This window comes from Nocardia sp. Marseille-Q1738 (assembly GCF_965283145.1).
Genome location: NZ_CBDIMS010000004.1, coordinates 223,386 through 240,551 on the forward strand (window position 1 = coordinate 223,386; position 17,166 = coordinate 240,551).

The following is a 17,166-nucleotide window of genomic DNA, read 5'->3' on the forward strand; positions in this document are numbered from 1 at the left end:
TTTCCTCTCGTTGCCGGTGGTCACGCGCTCCGGCCCCAAGCGGGGTCCCGGCGTCGCAATTCCATCTGCGCGATCGTGCGCTTGTGGACCTCGTCGGGACCGTCGGCCAGACGCAAAGTCCGTTGGAGGGCATACATGTTGGCCAACGGGAAGTCGTCGGAAACGCCACCGCCGCCGTGCACCTGTATCGCCCGGTCGATCACCTTCAACGCGACCTGTGGCGCCGCCACCTTGATCGCGGCAATCTCCGTGCGCGCGTGGCGATTGCCCACGGTGTCCATCAGATATGCCGCCTTCAGGGTCAGCAGGCGGGCCATTTCGATCTCGATCCGCGACTCGGCGATCCAGTCCTGGATATTGGCGCGGTTGGCCACCGGCTCACCGAAAGTCGTGCGCGCCTGCGCGCGATCGATCATCAGATCCAGCGCGCGTTCGGCCATTCCGATCGACCGCATGCAGTGGTGGATCCGGCCGGGCCCCAGTCGTGCCTGGCTGATCATGAACCCGTCACCCTCGCCGGCCAGCAGTGCCGTTCGCGGCACCCGGACATTCTCGAACACGACCTCGGCGTGCCCTTCCCTGTCCTGGTAACCGAAGACCGGAAGGTTGCGCAGGACAGTAACCCCGGGCGTATCGATCGGGACGACCATCATGCTCTGCTGGCGATGCGGTGGCCCCGCGGGATCGGTTTTGCCCATCACGATGAGCACCTTGCAGTTCTTGTGCAGGGCGTTGGAAGTCCACCATTTCCGGCCGTTGAGGACGTATTCGTCCCCGTCCCGCTCCATCCGCAACTGGATATTGCTGGCGTCCGAACTGGCGACTTCCGGCTCGGTCATCGCGAATCCCGACGCGATCGTGCCGTCCAGCAGCGGCTGAAGCCAGCTCTCCTTGTGTTCGGCAGTGCCGAACAGGGTGAGCACTTCCATGTTGCCGGTGTCCGGGGCATTGCAGTTGGTAGCTTCGGGAGCCAGGTGCACACTGCGGCCCATGATTTCCGCCAGCGGCGCGTACTCCAGGTTGGTCAGGCCGGGGCCCCATTCCGGATGCGGGTGAAACAGATTCCACAGACCGCGCTTCCTCGCCTCGGTCTTGAGCTCTTCCAGGATCGGCGGGTGGAAATGTGGATCACCCGACTCCTTCATCTGCGCTTCGTAGACCGGTTCGGCGGGGTAGACGTGCTCGTCCATGAAGGCGAGCAGATCCTCTTGGTATCTGCGGGCTCTATCGGAAAGCTCGAACATCGGGCTCCTTCGATCGATGATGGTTTCGCACTGCTGCGGCGATGACGTCGCGGATGACCTCTGCGCTGTCCGGTTCCGATACCGCTGCGGCGACCCGGGGCATCACTGCGGCGACCTCCGCTCGGGAAGGTTCGCCGCTGATCACCGCTGCCTCGATGAGGTCGGAGTGCCGGTACAGCACTTCGTCGGACAGGCGACGTCGACCATCCGAGTCCTCCTCTTGTTCCAGCCGGCATGGGATCCACTTCGCACCGTAATTGAATCTGGCGTCAACTTCAATTCTCGGTGCCGACGCGTATCGGATTCTGGCGCACATCGTCGAGGACCGGCGTCGTCGGTTGTCAGCGATAGCCCTCCGTCAGATACGCGATTCCGGCCTGTAGCAGCGGTTCGACCGCGTCTCCCAGGTTCTCGAAACCGGGGCCCACGGTCTTGCCGTGGAGATGGCGGTAGTGGATACCCTCACAGATCACGGCGAGCTTGAAGGCGGCCAGCCCGAGATAGAACCCGATTCGGGTCAGGTCGCGGCGGCTTCGCTGCGCGTACCGCTCCAGCAACTCGGCTTCACCGAGGAATCCCGGTGCCGACGCAACATCGGTGACCACTGGAATGCCCAGCTCGCCGGAACGTAGGTAGACGATGAGCAACGCGACATCGGTGAGTGGATCGCCGACAGTAGCCATCTCCCAGTCGATGACAGCGGTCACTCGGTCGTGCGAGTCGACGAGAATATTGTCGAGCCGGTAATCGCCGTGCACGATCCCGGCGGGCGATTGCTCCGGCTGGTGCCGCGCAAGCAGATCATGCAATCGCGCCGCCGCGGGAAGGTCTCGACTTCGCGACGCGTCCAACTGATTCTTCCAACGCCGGACCTGTCTTTCGAGGAACCCCTCCGGGCGGCCGAAATCGTCGAGTCCGACGGCGGCGGGGTCAACCGTGTGGAGAGCGGCGAGGGTGTCGATCAGTCCGGTCGCGATCGCGCGGGTCCGGTCCACGCCCAGTGCCGCCAGCTCGGTCGACGAGCGGTACGGCGTTCCGGCGACGCGTTCCATGACGTAGAACGGCGCACCGAGAACGGCGGCGTCCGTGCACAGGGCGTAGGTGATCGGCACCGGAACCTCGGTGTCGGCCAGAGCGTTCATGACGCGGTATTCCCGCCCCATGTCGTGCGCGGTCGCGAGCACGTGGCCGAGCGGCGGACGCCGCACGATCCAGTTCGATGTCCCGTCGGTGACTTCGTAGGTCAGATTCGATTTACCTCCGGCGACCAGACGTCCGTGCAGCGGGCCCGCGACCAGGCCCGGGGAGGCGTCGGCGAGCCATGCCGCCAGACGGTCCAGGTCGAGACCGGGTAAATCCAAGGAATCCTGCTCAGTGGGCATCAGGGGACCAGCACCGCGACGGAGTCGGCTACGCAGGCGGGCTTGTCCGAGCCTTCGATCTCGATCGTGACTCGCGAAATCGCCCGCGAGCCCGCAGTACCCGCGGTCACCGAGAGCAACTCGACTCCTGCCCGGATCCGGGATCCGACCGGGACCGGTGCGGGGAACCGCACTTTGTCGGTGCCGTAGTTGACGCCCATGGACAGGCCCTGCACGGTGTAGACCTGCTGGGTCAGCATCGGCACCAGCGACAGGGTGAGGAACCCGTGCGCGACGGTCTTGCCGAACGGTCCCGCGGCCGCCTTCTCCGGGTCCACATGGATCCACTGGTGATCGCCGGTCGCTTCCGCGAACCGATCGATCTGCTCTTGCGTGACCGTGTGCCAGCCGCTGAATCCGAGGTGGGTGCCGACCGCGGACTCCAGTTCGGTCAGGCCATGGAATATCTGCACTGCTTCTGCTCCTTCGGTATCAGTTCCGGGGTCCGCCCGCGACGTAGATCACCTGGCCGGAAACGAATCCCGCACCTTCGCTGACCAAGAACGAGACGGCGTGTGCGATGTCGTCAGGCGTGCCGGTTCGGGCGACCGGAGTCTGAGCCGCGATCGCTTTCGTGAATTCGTCGAACGGGATTCCCATACGCTCGGCCGTCGCAGCGGTCATCTCCGTTTCGATGAAACCCGGGGCGATCGCGTTCGCGGTGACCCCGTACTTGCCGAGTTCGATCGCGAGGGTCTTGGTGAATCCCTGCAATCCCGCCTTGGCCGCCGCGTAGTTCGCTTGACCGCGGTTGCCGAGCGCCGACGTGCTGGAGAGGTTGACGATGCGCCCCCACTTCTGCTCGATCATGTGCGCTTGCGCGGCGCGGGAGAGGAGGAACGAACCGCGCAGGTGGACGTTCATGACGGCGTCCCAGTCGTCGGTGGTCATCTTGAACAGCATGTTGTCGCGGGTGATGCCGGCGTTGTTGACCAGCACGGTCGGCGGACCGAGTTCGGTGACGACACGGTCGACGGCCTGTGTCACCGCGGCTTCGTCGGCAACGTCGACACCGACCGCGAGCGCGCGGCCACCCGCCGATTCGATCTGGTCGACGATTGCCTTACAGGCGCTTTCGTCGAGATCGAGCACCGCCACTGCCATGCCGTCGCTCGCGAGACGCCGGGCCACGGCGGCTCCGATGCCTCGCGCCGCGCCGGTGACGATGGCGATGCGCTGGGTCTCATTGTTCATCTTGTGCTCCTCGACAAGGGTGTTTCGGGTAGAGGCAGGCTTACGACGCGTAGACGACGCGGCCGACGGTTTTGCCGTCGGCGAGTCGCTGCACTCCGTCGGCGATCTGGTCCAGTGGCAGTTTTTCGCTCACCAATGGCCGAATCAGTCCGTCGGCGGCGAGCGTGGTCAGTGCGCGATGGCATTCGGACACCGAAGCCGGGTCGTAGGTGTTGTACAGACCCCAATGCAGGCCGACGATCGAATAGTTCTTGACCAGGGCGTGGTTCAGCGCCGCCCGCTGAATTTCGCCGCCCGCGAATCCGACGACCAAGATCCGGCCTTCGAAGGCGATGCATTTCGTGGAGCGCTGGTAGACGTCACCACCGACCGGGTCGTAGATCACGTCGGCGCCGCGGCCGTTCGTCAGATCCTTCACTACTTCGACGAAATCGTCCTGGTGGCGGTCGATGACCACGTCGGCGCCCAATTCCTCGGCATAGGCAGCTTTGTCGGCACCACCGACGACACCGATCACGCGGGCACCCGCGGCCTTCCCGAGTTGAACGGCCGCGCTGCCGACTCCGCCGGCGGCGGCGTGTACGAGCAGTGTCTCTCCCGCCTTCAGTCCGGCTCGCCTATGCAATCCGAACCATCCGGTCTGATAGCCGATATACAACGCTGCCGCTTCGGCATCGTTCAACGACCGAGGCGCGGGAAATGCTTGGGCCGCGTCCATAATCGCGAATTCGGCGAATCCGCCGTGCGGCAGAACGGTGCCGCCGAGCACACGTTCGCCGATCGAAAACTCGGTCACCTCGGATCCCACCGCCACGACTACGCCGCACAGCTCGACACCCGGCGTGAACGGCAAGGGCGGCTTCACCTGGTAGAGACCGCGGCACATCAGCACATCGGGGAAGTTGGCGGCCGTGGACGCGACCTGTACCAGGATTTGCCGCGGGCCGGGTTCCGGGCGCTGCACGTCTTCCAGCCGCAGGACGGCACTCGGCTCGCCCAGCTCATGTACCCGCCACGCCTTCATCGATGTCATGTCAGACCCCGCCGGTCAGGGTGAGGCCGCCGTCGACGACCAGCAGCTGGCCGGTCATCCAGCTCGCGTCGTCGGAGAGCAGGAACGCGACCACACTGCCGATGTCCTCGGGCACGCCGAGCCGCTTCAGTGGGTAGGTCGCGGCGATCTCGTCCTCCCTGCCTTCGTACAGAGCGGTGGCGAACTTGGTCTTCACCACAGCCGGAGCAACTGCGTTGACTCGCAAATTCGGGCCGAGTTCGACCGCGAGTTCCTGGGTGATGTGCGTGAGCATCGCCTTGCTGGAACCGTAGAAGCCGATGCCCGGTGCGGGCTTGAGACCGGCGACCGACGACACGTTCACAATCGCGCCACCGTAGTCCTTCATCCAGGCCCGGTACGCCTGCTGCGCCCAGGACAGCGCGGCCAGGCAGTTGACCTCCACGATCTTGCGAGCAGCGTCGAGCTCCAGCTCGATCATCGGGCCGAAAACCGGGTTGATACCCGTGTTGTTGACCAGGAGGTCGGCGCCGCCGAAGGTATCGATCGCACGCGCGACGGTCTCGGCCTGATGGGCGACGTCGTCCGCGCGGCCTGCGACCGCCAGCGCCCGGTCCGGTCCGCCGAGCGCCTCGACCGCTTCGTCGAGGGCGTCTTGCTTGCGGGCGGTGATCACGACGTTCGCGCCCTCGTCGACCAGCCGCCGCGCGATGCCGAGCCCTATGCCCCGGCTGGCGCCGGTGACGATCGCGGTTTTGCCTTCGAATCTCTTCATGGGTGAGTCCTTTCTGCGCTGAATCGACTCAGGAGAGACGCCGAGCGCCGTGGCCATACTGTGGCCGCTATCTCCGCCAACTTACTAAGCGCTTATTTAGCCCTGGACACCATGCGGGATGGCTTGCGCAGTGGTCAAGGCCACCGCCGATTCGATGCTTATGACGTGAGTCACATCGCCGTGGATCGCCTACTCCAAGGGTGCGGCCGCCACCGCGACAGCGCGCCGTCTATTCGCGAGCGAGGCAGGTGATAGCGGACAGTGCGGCCCCTCGCACGCTCAGCCGGCGGCCTCGTCGATTTTCAGCGCATTGGCCCATAGGCGCGTAGCTGTTCCAACGAGCTCGTCGAGCGAGGTCTCCTCTTCCAGGGCGAAGGCGTAGTACGCCATCCGGCCGACCATGCCCGACAGCGCACGTGCCGCGGTATGCGGATCGAGTTCACGGTCGGCGAGGCCTCGTTCCTGCAGATCCCTGATGGAGCGAGCGTTGCGATCGGCGAAAGCCCGCGCGCGGCGCCGACGCAAGTCGCGGAACTTCGGATCGATGGCGGCTACCTGATCGAGGATCAGCATCAACTTCGCGTTGCGCTTGTACGCCTCGAAGTAGGCGCGGTTGCTCGCCTCGATGACCGCCACCGGAGATGCTTCGTCGCCACTGAGGCGTGGCATGCCCGGATGCAGCATGTCGTGCTGGGAGGCTTCGAGGACCGCCTGGAGAATCTCTTCCTTACTGGAGAAATACGTATAGAAACTGCCCGTGGAGCATTTCGCCTCGGCAGTGATATCCGATAGCCGCGCGTCGAGGTAGCCGTCGCGTTCGAACACCACTCGGGCCGCGGCCACCAGCGCCGCCCGCGTTCGCAAACCGCGGGCGGTAAGGGGAGGTTCCCGGAGGATGGAAGTATCGACCAGCGAGGGGATCTCCCCCAATGCCGCTTCGTCGTCGACCGTCCTGGCCATCCACACCCTCCCTATCCGCCCTGGATGCTCGGAGTGATCGTCGCACACCCGTCATCGGTCTGCACCCGGCTCCGACCCGCCCGGCGACCACCGGATCGAGGCCGACCTCCCAACATGCCCGGACATGGTCCGCAACCCTTCCGACGTTAGTCGAATATGAACCCATCTTCAAGTTGGCTGGCTGTACACGCCCAAAGCCCTGCCCAGCCAGGGTTCGACTGGGCAGGGCAATCGCCTCACGGAATCGATGACGTGCGACTCGGCATCACTTCGCCGGAGCCGGAGCCGGAGCCGGAGCCGGCATCGGCTGGTTGATTGTCGTGAAGTACTGGACAGCCGCCATGATCGCGACCGGAGCGGTGATGAGGAGCTGGCCCGCCACTGCCCCGAGGGGGCCGACGGCCATGATTCCGCCCAAGCATCCGATGGCGGCTGCCGGAATGAAGGCACCGAACAAGCCGATAATCGCCGCGGAAGCGATGGTTGCCCCGGCGATGCCACCCAGCACGCAGCCGACCGCCGCGCCGCCGATGCCACCAACGGCGGTACCGATCGTCGCGCCCATGAGGATCGTGGAGGACAAGCGCGCCCAGGCGGCTTGTTCCCGGTCGTACTGGGTCCGCCAGGGAGCCTGGTCTTCGTAGGGCAGGGCCACCGGCTTGTAGGCCGCGTGCTCGAGGTCGAACTGCGGCGTCAACGTAGCAGTGCGGTCTCGGATATCGGCTGCGATCGGGAAGACGAAATCATCGACCCGGAAGGACAATTCCGAACCGGCTAGGACAACGCCATTGGGCGCCTTGATCTTCAGCGCCCCTTCTTCGACGACAAGCGAGCCCGCGTCGACGCCGATCACCGTCGATCGCTCCCCGACCGAGACCGTGTACCCCACCGCGCCGGATTGGTCCGGTGCGGCCGACACCGTCCCGGCCGTCACGCCGAGCGTCGAGACGAGCAGCGTCGCTGCTGCAATCGTTTTCCTCATCTATTTCCTTCTTCTCTGTGCCTCGAACCTCACGTTCGAGAGACGTCGTATAGACGCCGCTGCAGTCGGTTCGGTCAGTACTCCCGTCGGACCGAATGCAGCGCTTCACCGTGGCGCGCTCGCCCTGGTTGGTGATCGACCGCCACTCTTATGAGCCTGGGTGATTGAACATGAACTCAATCTCAAATTGTGATCTACGTCAAGTCTTGAATCTGGACTCAACTTCACTTACCGTCCTACTGCGCCAGCCGAACGTGACTCACCTCCGTTCGCGGGCGTGGCGGGATTCCCGCACAGCGCAAGTACGAAGGGATGGTGACGGTTTGGTCGCCTTCAGCCGGGGTAGGCGATCGAGCGGACATGCAAGGCGACGAGGTGAGGAGTGGATATGGCCGAGCAGAAAGAAACCGGGACCATCACAGGCACCCGCGACAAGGACTACAACCTGATCTGGTTCGTCGAGGCGTCCCTGGAGAACGCGTTGCGTTTGGACACGTTCATTCAGGATGCGGAACGGGACGGAGACAGCGAGCTTGTGGAGTTCTTCCGCAAAGCGCAGGCCGACAGCCGTAAAGGCGGGCGCCTAGGAAAGGAACTGCTGGCCCAGCGCCTCGCGAAGTCGGACATCTGACATGTCGCGCAGGCCCACGGCGAATGGTGCGGTCTAGCGACGCATCCGCTCGTGGCAGTGGGATCGAAAGGTTGCGGTGGGTGCGTGGTTCCGCGCTGAACAATTCGCCCACCGCAACGCCCGATATCGGCATGTGGCGACTCCCCCTGGGTATCGCTGGCATATGTCTCACTTGCGACGCTGGGGAGCCGTCTACCTGCTGGTGCTGCTCTTCGCGGGTTCATGGTTCGGGCAGTTCGTCAGCCAACTGAATGAATATCACCGCGTCCAGCAGGTGCACAGGCAACCGTTCGAGTGGCCGGGATTCTGGGCGAACTTTTTCGCCAGCACGTTCGAGAATTGGCAGAGCGAGTGGCTGCAACTCGTCTTTCAAGCGATCCTGCTGCTCGGCGCGAAACACCTGCTCTTCCGGGCGGACGCGGCGGACATCGAACGGATCGAGCGGAAGATCGACCAGTTGTGCGCCGCCACGCCCGGCAACCCCGGCTCGGACATCGACTCGGCCGAGTCCTGAGACCCGCTCGATGCTCAGCGGGTCATTCCGGCTCGGTGGTCTCCGGTGGGCGTTCGGTTCGTTGCACTTGTTCGTTGATGAGCGCGTCGTCATCGGCCGGCGGCTCGGGATCGCGCCATTCCTCCGCCCGGCTGGACCGGTTGCCGCGCAAAGTGCCCTCCAACTCATGGGCCAGTTCGTCATCGCGTACCGGACCGTGTTTGCTGCTTCCGCGTTCCATAGCGTCCTCCTGGCTCGGTAACTCACTACTCGGGGCGTACCCCGATTGCCATCGGTGACGCAGCCGCGCCGGTGGCTGACAGCCTCCGACCGCATGGTCCGGGTGTCGTTGCCGGGACCGGGGGTAAGTCGCTTACGAATCCCCCGCCGAGCGAAGGAGCGGACAATGCGAGTTGTCGTTGTCGGTGCCACCGGGAACGTCGGAACGAGCGTGCTGGAGGCGCTATCGGGCGAAGCGGGGGTCGACTCGATCGTGGGGATCGCGCGGCGAGTGCCGGGGAAGCCTCGCGACGGCGTCGAATGGGTGCGCGCGGATGTGCGAACCGACGACCTGGAAGCCCTCTTCCACGGCGCCGACGTGGTGGTTCACCTGGCATGGCTGTTCCAGCCCACGCATCAGCCTTTGGTCACCTGGCGTGCGAATGTCGGCGGCACGGAACGCGTGCTACGCGCGGTAGCGGCGGCGCAGGTACCCGCCTTGGTATACGCCTCGTCGGTTGGTGCCTACTCCCCGTGTCGCGACGACGAGCCGGTGCCGGAGAGCTGGCCGACCGACGGTTGGCCTCCTGCGGCGTATACGCGCGAGAAGGCCTATGTCGAGCGGCTATTGGATCGATTCGAAGCCGAGGACCCGGATCGCAGGGTAGTTCGGATGCGACCGGCGTTCATCTTCCGACGGGGTACCGCCAGCGAGCAGCGCCGACTGTTTGCCGGTCCATTACTGCCGAATCCACTGGTCCGGCCGGAGCTCACGCCGATCTTGCCGATTCCACGCGGCCTGAGGTTCCAGGCGGTGCACAGCCACGATATCGGCCGCGCCTATGCGTGCGCAGTCACGACCGACGCCCATGGGCCGTTCAACCTGGCCGCGGAACCGGTGCTCGGCCGATCTCGTTTGGCCGACTTGTTCGACGCTCGTGTGGTGCCGGTGCCGCCCGCGCTGGTGCGCGGAATGCTCGCTGTGGCATGGCACGCGCGGTTGCTGCCCGCGGCACCCGAGTTGTTCGACGCGGTAATGCGTCTACCGATCCTGGATACCGGGCGGGCCAGGGCCGAGCTCGGGTGGACGCCGCGCTACACCGCGGTCGAAGCTCTGCAAGAGTTGCTGGCAGGTTTGCGCGCAGGAGCAGGGGAAGACACCCCACCGCTGGCCGCCGATGCGGGCGGACCATGGCGATGGCGCGAGTTCGCTTCCGGCGTCGGTGGGCGAGACCCGGTCGACCAGCGCCATTGAGAATGACGTGGACGCTACGGCGGGCCGATCCTGACGCAGGCGGAGAATTCGCCGTCGCTGTCGCGGAATTGCGGCCATTGCATGACACCGGAGGTTTGCGGTCCGAAGACGCCGTCCTGATCGATTCGGTGCAGATCCTGGACGTAGAGGACGGCCAGGCCGGTCGCGGAGGTATAAATACCGTCTACCGAGGGGAGTTCGCGATGGTAGCAGCGACGCAATGCGTCCTGCAGCGCACGCACTCCTTCGATGGGCGCCGCGGTCCTTTCCCCCGCTCCCGCCGGGTGGGAATCGGCGAAGGACAGTAGACACCGCCGCCCCCCATCCGCGGTGCTCGGCACCAGCGCGTGGTAGCCGTCGCCGGTCGGCACCGCGGTGGTGAAGTGACAGCGCTGGGCAAAGGCTGCCGCACTCGGCTGTGCCGACGTATCGGATGATGCGCGCGAATCGGATGGCGACCGAACCGCCCACAGCAGGGCGCCGAACGCCAGCCCGGCCGCCACCGTGCCCGCGATGGCGACCCGCGCTGGCGTAACCAGCCGGAGTGTGGAGCGGCCACCCAGTGCCGCGGCCACGGCTTGCACGAACGCGCCGCAACTCGGGTAGCGGTCGTCGGGCTCGCCCGCGGTCGCCTTCGCCAGAACGGGACGCAGGGCGGAAGGTATCCGGTCGCGGCCCCGTCCGACCACCACGGTGGGCAGATGACCGGTGAGCAGCTCGTAGCAGGTGACTCCGAGCGCGTACACGTCGGCGCGGCGGTCGACGCGGCGACCCGCACGCTGCTCCGGGGGTGCGTACGCATCGGTGCGGCTGGCCGTGCCGGTGTAGGTCGCGACGGTGGCGTCCGCGTCCCGCGCGATGCCGAAGTCTCCGACCAGCACGCGGTCGACGCCACCGTCGCCCGGGGCGAGGAAGATATTGGCGGGCTTGACATCTCGGTGCACGACACCGCGCGCATGGGCGAAGTCGAGTGCCTTCGCGACCTCGGTGAGGATGTGCAGCGCCCGGTCGGGGGCGATCCCCCTGCGATGCTCGTCCACCAGCTCGGCGAGATCGCCGCCGGATACATACTGCATCGACATCCAGAGTGTGCCGTCCACCTCCCCGTAGTCCTTGATGTCCACGATGTTCGGATGTTCGAGCTGCGCGGCCATCCGTGCCTCGTTGATGAATCCCGCGGCATCGTGTGACTCGGCGAGTACCTTGAGGGCGACGTGTTTGGGCAGGTTCGGATGCGTCGCGAGATAGACCGTGCCCATGCCGCCGGACCCGAGCTTCTGCTCGATCACGTATCCCGCGAGCTCGGTACCGGGCGTCAGCTCCGCAGTGGACACTCCCATATCCTCCTCAGCGACTCCCCCGGCGAGAATAACGCCGAGAATCCGGTCGGGCAGGGTCGATTCGCGCACGAGGGCCGCCGGGGTGGCTGCGCGTATCCTGTACGCACTCGCCACGACTGCGGCGCGAGTCCGCCTCGCGGGCAATCTCTTTGGGAGGATACGCAGTGGAATCCGGACACCGCCAACAGCTTCCGCTCGATGTGCGCGTGCTGGGGCCGGTGCGTCTGCTCGTCGACGAACACCCGATCGATCTGTCCGGGACGAAGGTGCGGGCCCTGCTCGCCGTCCTGGTGATCAACCGGGGCAATCCGGTCACGAAGCCGCGGCTGGTCGAAGCGCTCTGGGAGGACGAGCCGAGCGGATCGGTGAACAATCTCTACGTCTGCGTCTCGAATCTGCGCAGCGCCCTGCGCGGCGCCGGAGCCGACGGTCTGCTCCGATCGGCGCCCGGAGGCTGCTACCAGCTCGACATCACCGATGACGAGTGCGATCTGGGCCGCTTCGAGCGAGCTCTCGCCCGTGGTGCGGAGGCCAGGGACGCCGACGATCTCGAGGGCGCCGCCCGGTACTTCGCGGCCGCGCTGGCGGAGTGGAGCGGTGACGCGGTCGCCGACTTGCACGATTTCCGGTTCGCCGCCAACTTCGCGGTGAAGATGAGCGAGCAGAAGCGCTGTACCGTCGCGGACCGGATCGAGGCGGACATCGCCTGCGGGCGCGTCGCCGGGGTGATCGGCGAGTTGACCGCCCGCACTGCCGAATACCCGCTCGACGAGCAACTCTGGCGGCTGCTGATCGCCGCCCTGTACCGGACCGGTCGCCAAGCCGACGCGCTGGCCGCGTGCCTGCGCATCCGCCGGAACCTGCGCGAGGAGCAAGGTGTCGATCCCGATCCGCGGACCGTGGCGCTGGAAGACGCGGTGCGCAATCAGCAGGTGCTCCCCGACGGCGCGTTCACGCAGCGCGCCACGCTGCGAGATGCTCCCGATGTGCGGCGGCAGGCCTGGCTGCGCGGCGCGGGCGGCGTGCCGATCCCCATACCGCCGGCCGGACTGCGCATCGGCCGCGATCCGGGCAACGACGTCGTCATCGATGACGACAACCGGGTCAGCCGCAAGCACGCACGCATCCTGCACCGCGATGAGGGTGTGTTCATCCGGGACCGCGATTCGGCGAACGGCGTCTACGTCAACGACGTCCTGATCGGGGCCGATACGGCTCTGCGCGACGGCGACGTCATCCGTCTCGGCTCCACCACGTTGCGGTTCGAGACACACAGCGATTGACCCACCGCCACAAGGCTTTCCATCGCGATCGAGCACTGAAGAAAACCTCCAGAATCCCCGAAGGCGCGAACCATACATTGCTGATCAGGGAGCACAAGCTCACCGTTCGTATTCGATATCTGGAGGAACCGATGGCTCTTCGTCATCTCATCGCCGCCGCCACCCTGACCACCGCCGTGCTCGCGGCCGCAGGCGGCCCCGCCGTCGCCGCACCCGCCTCCCACGACGCCCAACACGCTGCCCGCAGCGCGGGATGCGCGTACACCAGCGCGCAGCCCACGATCCAGCGCGGCAGCAGTGGCGATGCGGTCCGCCAGGCCCAGTGCCTGCTCGGCGTCACGGTCGACGGCTCGTTCGGTCCCGAGACGGAGTCCGCCGTGGTGAGCGTCCAAATTGCGTTCGGACTCGAGCCGGACGGCATCGTCGGACCGCAGACCTGGGCCGCGTTGTACGCGCTCTGACTACCGCTGCCCGGCTCGTCCCGGCATCGCCGCCGGGACGAGCCGAAGGTAGCCGCCGGTGTGGTGGGGTTGCGGGTGCGCGATCAGCGAATTCGGTTCTTGCGCAACTGTCCTGGGTTGACGCCGTACCGGGTTCGGAAAGATTCTCTGAATGCGCTGAGAGAGCTGAAGCCGGAATTGAAGGCGACGTGGTCGACACTGTTGGGATTGAACGGATCCTGCAGCCGACGTCGTGCGCGCTCCAGCCTGGTGTTGCGCAGCAGCTGGGCGGGGTTGGTCTGCACGGTTGTCAGCGCCTTGTGGAGTTGGCGGAGGGAGCAGCCCACCCCTCGGGGCTGATGTGCGAGAGCGCCCACGGTCATGACGGCCGCAGTCCGCGGCAGCTCCGATTCAGCGGCGATGGAGGGGATCGCTGAGCCGGAAGCGAACCAGGTTGTCGGCGCCGAGGTCGCGAGCGCTGACGTACCAGCCTTCCCGCCCAACGGCGTGCGGGGAGGCTTGTGCTCACACGTCGGTCGGTCGAATTTTCTTCGCGCTGATTCTGTTGGTGGCATGCGCTCATCTGTCTACGCCGTCACTGCCCCGACCCGCGTGCCGCCGTCGCAAAGTGCAACACATAGTGAAATAGCACTCCGTACCGCGGATGAATGTAGTGCTCGGAACTGCTCCGATTTTCTGCGCCGCGATACTCGGTTGATCAGAAGTCGGTACAAACATTCGATCCGCAGCCCGTCGACTTTCGACTCTTCTTGTTCACATCACGTTCATGAAAAGGACAATTGCGGCGTACAGACTCCTGGCTTTCCAGTTTCCGAACAAGATGGAGTAGTTGTGGAAATCCTCACCGTTCTCGCCGACCTCTTGACTGCCGTTCTCCAAGCCGGAAGCGGCAGCGCAAGCTGACCTTGTGGGGGCCCGGTCCGATTCGTTCGCCCCCATATTCAGCTTCCTCCACACCCGAGCGCCCGCAAACAAATACGGCGGAAACACGTTGACAGCGCGCGGTACAACCGCGTCGACTTGCCAGGTGACGTCACTGTCCACGGTGGACGTTGCTCGGGACCATTGGTTGATCGGGGTTACGCGTGCACTGGTCAATTGCCTGAATCTCACTCCCCGTGGTTGCCGACCGGCGGTTTCGTCCTGCTGACCGCCATGGCTCCGTGCGGATTACCCGATGCAGCCGATCGTCGCTGCCTACGCAATCGCGCCGAAGTGCATGTCCCACAGTATCTTTCCGTTGGACGGCCGTTCAGATCCTGAAACGGTTGCGGGTCAATGCTCGCCGTGTTCGCGTGGCTTCCCCTATATGACCGCGCCATTGCGTACTATGGCCGTGGCCGGTGGACGTGGCGGCGTTCGCTCGGCAACGGGGAAGTGGCCCGCCCAGTGCCGCTGCGGCATTGGGCGGGCCACAAATTTCTCCGAAGGGCGTTCCGTGGCTTGTCCTGGTGTGCCCGAAGCGGCTTCCCCGTCAAGGATGGAGAGCGGGCCTCGGGGCATAGGCGGGCCAGTTCTGGCGTGCCGCCCAGTCACGCAGGGTGGTGGCGCCGGTCGTTACCGCCGACGGATCGGGTTGCGGAGGTGGGGGCGTTCCCGGGGCGCGGTGGCGTATATGCCGCGGCGACCCCCTCGGCGGCCTCGGCTCCCAGGTGCGGGGCCAGCATCTCCTGGTAGGCGGCGGGAGTTATGGCGTTCCACCGCACGGGGTGTTCCAGGGCCGCGCTGAGTTCGGCGGCGACCTGGTCTCCGGTCAGGGCCTGCGGACCGGCCACGATCTGGAATGACGGAGGAGCGGTCGAGGTGATCAGGGCGGCGACGGCGGTCCCGAGGTCGTCCAGCGCGACCCACGGGACGGGCAGGTCGCCCGGAAGCGGGTAGGCGACTTCCCCGGCACGTACCAGTGGGGCGGACCAGGGCGCGGCGAGGTTCTCCATGTAGGTGCGGGCGGGCCCGATCACGGTGGCGACCTCGACGCTACGGGGCAGTTCGGCCGAAACCAGCACGCGAGCATCCACGAAGGGCACGCCGACGGGCGCGGTCGGCAGCATCGCGCCTGGATTGAGGACCGCCCGCCGCACCCCAGCCGCCCGGAGCCCGGCCAGCACCGCCTCCGCTTGCCGGACAGCCAGGTCGGCGGCGAAGACCAGCGGCAACTGGACGATCACGGCGTCGGCGCCGGAGTACGCCGCGGTGAGCGATCCGGGTTCGAGCAGCTCCGCCCGGACCGGCTCGGCGTCCGGGTGTAGCCGGGAGCCGGAGACACGGCGGACGATGCCCCGCACGCGGTGTCCCGCGCTCAGGAGGCCACGGACGATAGCGGCGCCTTGCTCGCCGGTCGCGCCATGGACGATCACGGTTTGTTTCTCCATGGCAGCGACATTAGTTTTCGGAATGAACTAATACCCAGAAAGTAATATAGTGTCCATATGGAAACTAGCGGGAGCGAGCAGCTCGAGCGGCTGCTCACCGCCGCGCCGCGAGGGTGCGGCGTCGAGCGCACGCTGAAGGTCCTCGACGGGAAGTGGACGACGCTGATCGTCCGGGAGCTGCTCTCCGGCCCGAAACGCTTCGGCGACCTGCGTACCGCCCTGGACTCCCCCAGTGCCAAGACCCTCACCGACCGCCTCCGTGCCCTGGAACACCAGCGGATCCTTACGCGCACCGTGTACGCCGAAGTGCCGCCCCGCGTCGTCTACCAGCTCACCGAGGATGGCGAGAGTCTCAGCGACGTCCTGTACGCGATGCTCAGGTGGGGCGAAGAACACCCTCTCGTCGGCGATTGACACGGCTGTCCGTCAGGCCTGGAGCGCAACATGAGCGGCCGTGCGATCGTCGTATGTCCCAACAGCGGCGAACACGCGGTGTAGTTCTGCGGTCATACCTGGATCCAGGGCGGAAAGCCTTGCGGATGAGACCTACGCCCAGAGCCGCGGTAGGACCGTTCGCGAGAAGGTCTCCTGCGGTGTCACGGTGATCAGATCGCACACCTCCACCAATTCTTCGGGTACGGCCCCGTCGAAGTGGTGCAGGCCTGGCGCGATGACCGCATCGACCGCGCAGGCGCGGACGACGTCGATCAATCGGGCCACTGGCTCGTCGGTGGCGGCGCCGAAGGTCACGGTTTTGGACAACTCGTAGCCCAGCCGTTTCGCCAAGCTCTGTAGCTGCGCCTCATCCCAGGTCTGGGACACGCCCGACACATCCTTGCGGAGATATCCCAGCGCGGGTGGTTTCGCCCTCACCGCTGCTCCCTTGCCACGGTCGTTGCTGAATCGGTCCAAGCGCCTGCGTGCCCACAGCTCTCGCGGTGACGTCTGCATCGAGTTGATCAGGCTGTGCGAGGTTCTGACATCATATGTTGTCAACAGCAGGCGATGTCAACATTTGCAATATTGCATCCGTCAGATACTTGATTGATTCCAGAAAACACGGCACACTTCGACTGTGCCCACGAATTCAGACTTCGAGCGCATGCTGCGCGGGGCGGCCCTGCGGGTGACGGCACCACGGTTGGCGGTGCTGACCGCGGTGCACGACCATCCCCACTCCGACACGGACTCGATCCTCGCTCGCGTGCGCGAGACCCTCGGTGCCGTGTCCCACCAGGCGGTGTACGACGTGCTGCGAGCGCTGACCGCCGCCGGACTGGTCCGGCGCATCCAGCCGATGGGCTCCGTCGCGCGCTACGAGACGCGGGTCGGGGACAACCATCACCACGTCGTGTGCCGGTCGTGCGGCGTCATCGCCGACGTCGACTGCGCCGTGGGCGATACGCCCTGCCTGAACGCGTCGGATCACAACGGTTTCGTCCTCGAAGAGGCCGAAGTCATCTACTGGGGTCTCTGCCCCGACTGCTCGACATCGGAGACCTCCCGATCACACCAGTGACCACA

General features: G+C 65.8%; 20 protein-coding genes. 7 read left to right on the top strand and 13 right to left on the bottom strand.

The window, feature by feature from the left end; all coding sequences use genetic code 11:
• Nucleotides 1-20: 20 nt before the first annotated feature.
• The 8 genes from ACWPXK_RS17770 to ACWPXK_RS17805 all read right to left on the bottom strand — a co-directional run bounded on the left by ACWPXK_RS17770 (nucleotide 21) and on the right by ACWPXK_RS17805 (nucleotide 7,588).
• Complete coding sequence (locus ACWPXK_RS17770) at nucleotides 21-1,244, bottom strand: acyl-CoA dehydrogenase family protein (protein WP_454197244.1); 1,224 nt, start codon at nucleotides 1,242-1,244, stop codon at nucleotides 21-23.
• A 341-nt stretch (nucleotides 1,245-1,585) separates the two neighbouring features.
• Nucleotides 1,586-2,626 (bottom strand): phosphotransferase family protein, encoded by a 1,041-nt coding sequence (locus ACWPXK_RS17775; protein ID WP_454197245.1) that lies wholly within the window; start codon nucleotides 2,624-2,626, stop codon nucleotides 1,586-1,588.
• On the bottom strand, nucleotides 2,626-3,078 hold the full coding sequence (locus tag ACWPXK_RS17780; RefSeq protein ID WP_454197246.1) for a MaoC family dehydratase: 453 nt from the start codon (nucleotides 3,076-3,078) through the stop codon (nucleotides 2,626-2,628). The genes ACWPXK_RS17775 and ACWPXK_RS17780 overlap by 1 nt, the downstream gene beginning before the upstream one ends.
• Nucleotides 3,079-3,097: 19 nt before the next feature.
• A complete protein-coding gene (gene fabG, locus ACWPXK_RS17785; protein WP_454197247.1) occupies nucleotides 3,098-3,859 on the bottom strand; it encodes a 3-oxoacyl-ACP reductase FabG in 762 nt (253 codons plus the stop codon).
• A 40-nt stretch (nucleotides 3,860-3,899) separates the two neighbouring features.
• Nucleotides 3,900-4,883, bottom strand: coding sequence for an NADPH:quinone oxidoreductase family protein (locus ACWPXK_RS17790; protein WP_454197572.1), 984 nt, complete (start codon nucleotides 4,881-4,883; stop codon nucleotides 3,900-3,902).
• 10 nt (nucleotides 4,884-4,893) lie between these two features.
• On the bottom strand, nucleotides 4,894-5,646 hold the full coding sequence (locus ACWPXK_RS17795) for an SDR family oxidoreductase (protein ID WP_454197248.1): 753 nt from the start codon (nucleotides 5,644-5,646) through the stop codon (nucleotides 4,894-4,896).
• Between the two features lie 279 nt (nucleotides 5,647-5,925).
• The gene (locus ACWPXK_RS17800; RefSeq protein WP_454197249.1) at nucleotides 5,926-6,606 is read right to left on the bottom strand and encodes a TetR/AcrR family transcriptional regulator; all 681 of its coding nucleotides are present in this window, start codon (nucleotides 6,604-6,606) and stop codon (nucleotides 5,926-5,928) included.
• Nucleotides 6,607-6,871: 265 nt separating this feature from the next.
• A complete protein-coding gene (locus tag ACWPXK_RS17805; protein WP_454197250.1) occupies nucleotides 6,872-7,588 on the bottom strand; it encodes a hypothetical protein in 717 nt (238 codons plus the stop codon).
• Between the two features lie 388 nt (nucleotides 7,589-7,976).
• Here ACWPXK_RS17805 and ACWPXK_RS17810 point away from each other — a divergent pair, with 388 nt between their 5' ends.
• Both ACWPXK_RS17810 and ACWPXK_RS17815 read left to right on the top strand, forming a co-directional pair.
• Nucleotides 7,977-8,219, top strand: coding sequence for a hypothetical protein (locus ACWPXK_RS17810; protein ID WP_364336113.1), 243 nt, complete (start codon nucleotides 7,977-7,979; stop codon nucleotides 8,217-8,219).
• A gap of 163 nt (nucleotides 8,220-8,382) precedes the next feature.
• On the top strand, nucleotides 8,383-8,733 hold the full coding sequence (locus ACWPXK_RS17815) for a DUF6766 family protein (protein ID WP_454197251.1): 351 nt from the start codon (nucleotides 8,383-8,385) through the stop codon (nucleotides 8,731-8,733).
• A gap of 22 nt (nucleotides 8,734-8,755) precedes the next feature.
• Here ACWPXK_RS17815 and ACWPXK_RS17820 read toward each other — a convergent pair whose 3' ends face one another.
• Nucleotides 8,756-8,953 carry a hypothetical protein gene (locus tag ACWPXK_RS17820; RefSeq protein WP_454197252.1) on the bottom strand — a complete coding sequence of 66 codons (198 nt, stop codon included), beginning with the start codon at nucleotides 8,951-8,953 and terminating at the stop codon, nucleotides 8,756-8,758.
• 165 nt (nucleotides 8,954-9,118) lie between these two features.
• On the opposite strand from ACWPXK_RS17820, the gene ACWPXK_RS17825 reads away from it, so the two are divergent.
• Complete coding sequence (locus ACWPXK_RS17825) at nucleotides 9,119-10,186, top strand: NAD-dependent epimerase/dehydratase family protein (protein WP_454197253.1); 1,068 nt, start codon at nucleotides 9,119-9,121, stop codon at nucleotides 10,184-10,186.
• Between the two features lie 14 nt (nucleotides 10,187-10,200).
• Here ACWPXK_RS17825 and ACWPXK_RS17830 read toward each other — a convergent pair whose 3' ends face one another.
• Nucleotides 10,201-11,520, bottom strand: a complete 1,320-nt coding sequence (locus tag ACWPXK_RS17830; protein ID WP_454197254.1) for a serine/threonine-protein kinase — start codon at nucleotides 11,518-11,520, stop codon at nucleotides 10,201-10,203.
• Between the two features lie 170 nt (nucleotides 11,521-11,690).
• Here ACWPXK_RS17830 and ACWPXK_RS17835 point away from each other — a divergent pair, with 170 nt between their 5' ends.
• Together ACWPXK_RS17835 and ACWPXK_RS17840 are read left to right on the top strand one after the other, a co-directional pair.
• Complete coding sequence (locus tag ACWPXK_RS17835; protein ID WP_454197255.1) at nucleotides 11,691-12,809, top strand: BTAD domain-containing putative transcriptional regulator; 1,119 nt, start codon at nucleotides 11,691-11,693, stop codon at nucleotides 12,807-12,809.
• 131 nt (nucleotides 12,810-12,940) lie between these two features.
• Nucleotides 12,941-13,270, top strand: a complete 330-nt coding sequence (locus tag ACWPXK_RS17840) for a peptidoglycan-binding domain-containing protein (RefSeq protein WP_454197256.1) — start codon at nucleotides 12,941-12,943, stop codon at nucleotides 13,268-13,270.
• An 83-nt stretch (nucleotides 13,271-13,353) separates the two neighbouring features.
• Here the strand turns inward: ACWPXK_RS17840 and ACWPXK_RS17845 are convergent, their stop codons facing one another.
• Both ACWPXK_RS17845 and ACWPXK_RS17850 read right to left on the bottom strand, forming a co-directional pair.
• Complete coding sequence (locus ACWPXK_RS17845) at nucleotides 13,354-13,824, bottom strand: helix-turn-helix transcriptional regulator (protein ID WP_454197257.1); 471 nt, start codon at nucleotides 13,822-13,824, stop codon at nucleotides 13,354-13,356.
• 978 nt (nucleotides 13,825-14,802) lie between these two features.
• Nucleotides 14,803-15,642, bottom strand: a complete 840-nt coding sequence (locus ACWPXK_RS17850) for an NmrA family NAD(P)-binding protein (protein WP_454197258.1) — start codon at nucleotides 15,640-15,642, stop codon at nucleotides 14,803-14,805.
• Between the two features lie 57 nt (nucleotides 15,643-15,699).
• Here ACWPXK_RS17850 and ACWPXK_RS17855 point away from each other — a divergent pair, with 57 nt between their 5' ends.
• Entirely contained in the window at nucleotides 15,700-16,056 is a 357-nt protein-coding gene (locus ACWPXK_RS17855) for a winged helix-turn-helix transcriptional regulator (RefSeq protein WP_454197259.1), read from the top strand.
• A 132-nt stretch (nucleotides 16,057-16,188) separates the two neighbouring features.
• Here ACWPXK_RS17855 and ACWPXK_RS17860 read toward each other — a convergent pair whose 3' ends face one another.
• Entirely contained in the window at nucleotides 16,189-16,515 is a 327-nt protein-coding gene (locus ACWPXK_RS17860; RefSeq protein ID WP_454197260.1) for a hypothetical protein, read from the bottom strand.
• Between the two features lie 229 nt (nucleotides 16,516-16,744).
• Here ACWPXK_RS17860 and ACWPXK_RS17865 point away from each other — a divergent pair, with 229 nt between their 5' ends.
• Nucleotides 16,745-17,161 carry a Fur family transcriptional regulator gene (locus tag ACWPXK_RS17865; protein WP_454197573.1) on the top strand — a complete coding sequence of 139 codons (417 nt, stop codon included), beginning with the start codon at nucleotides 16,745-16,747 and terminating at the stop codon, nucleotides 17,159-17,161.
• Nucleotides 17,162-17,166 lie beyond the last annotated feature (5 nt).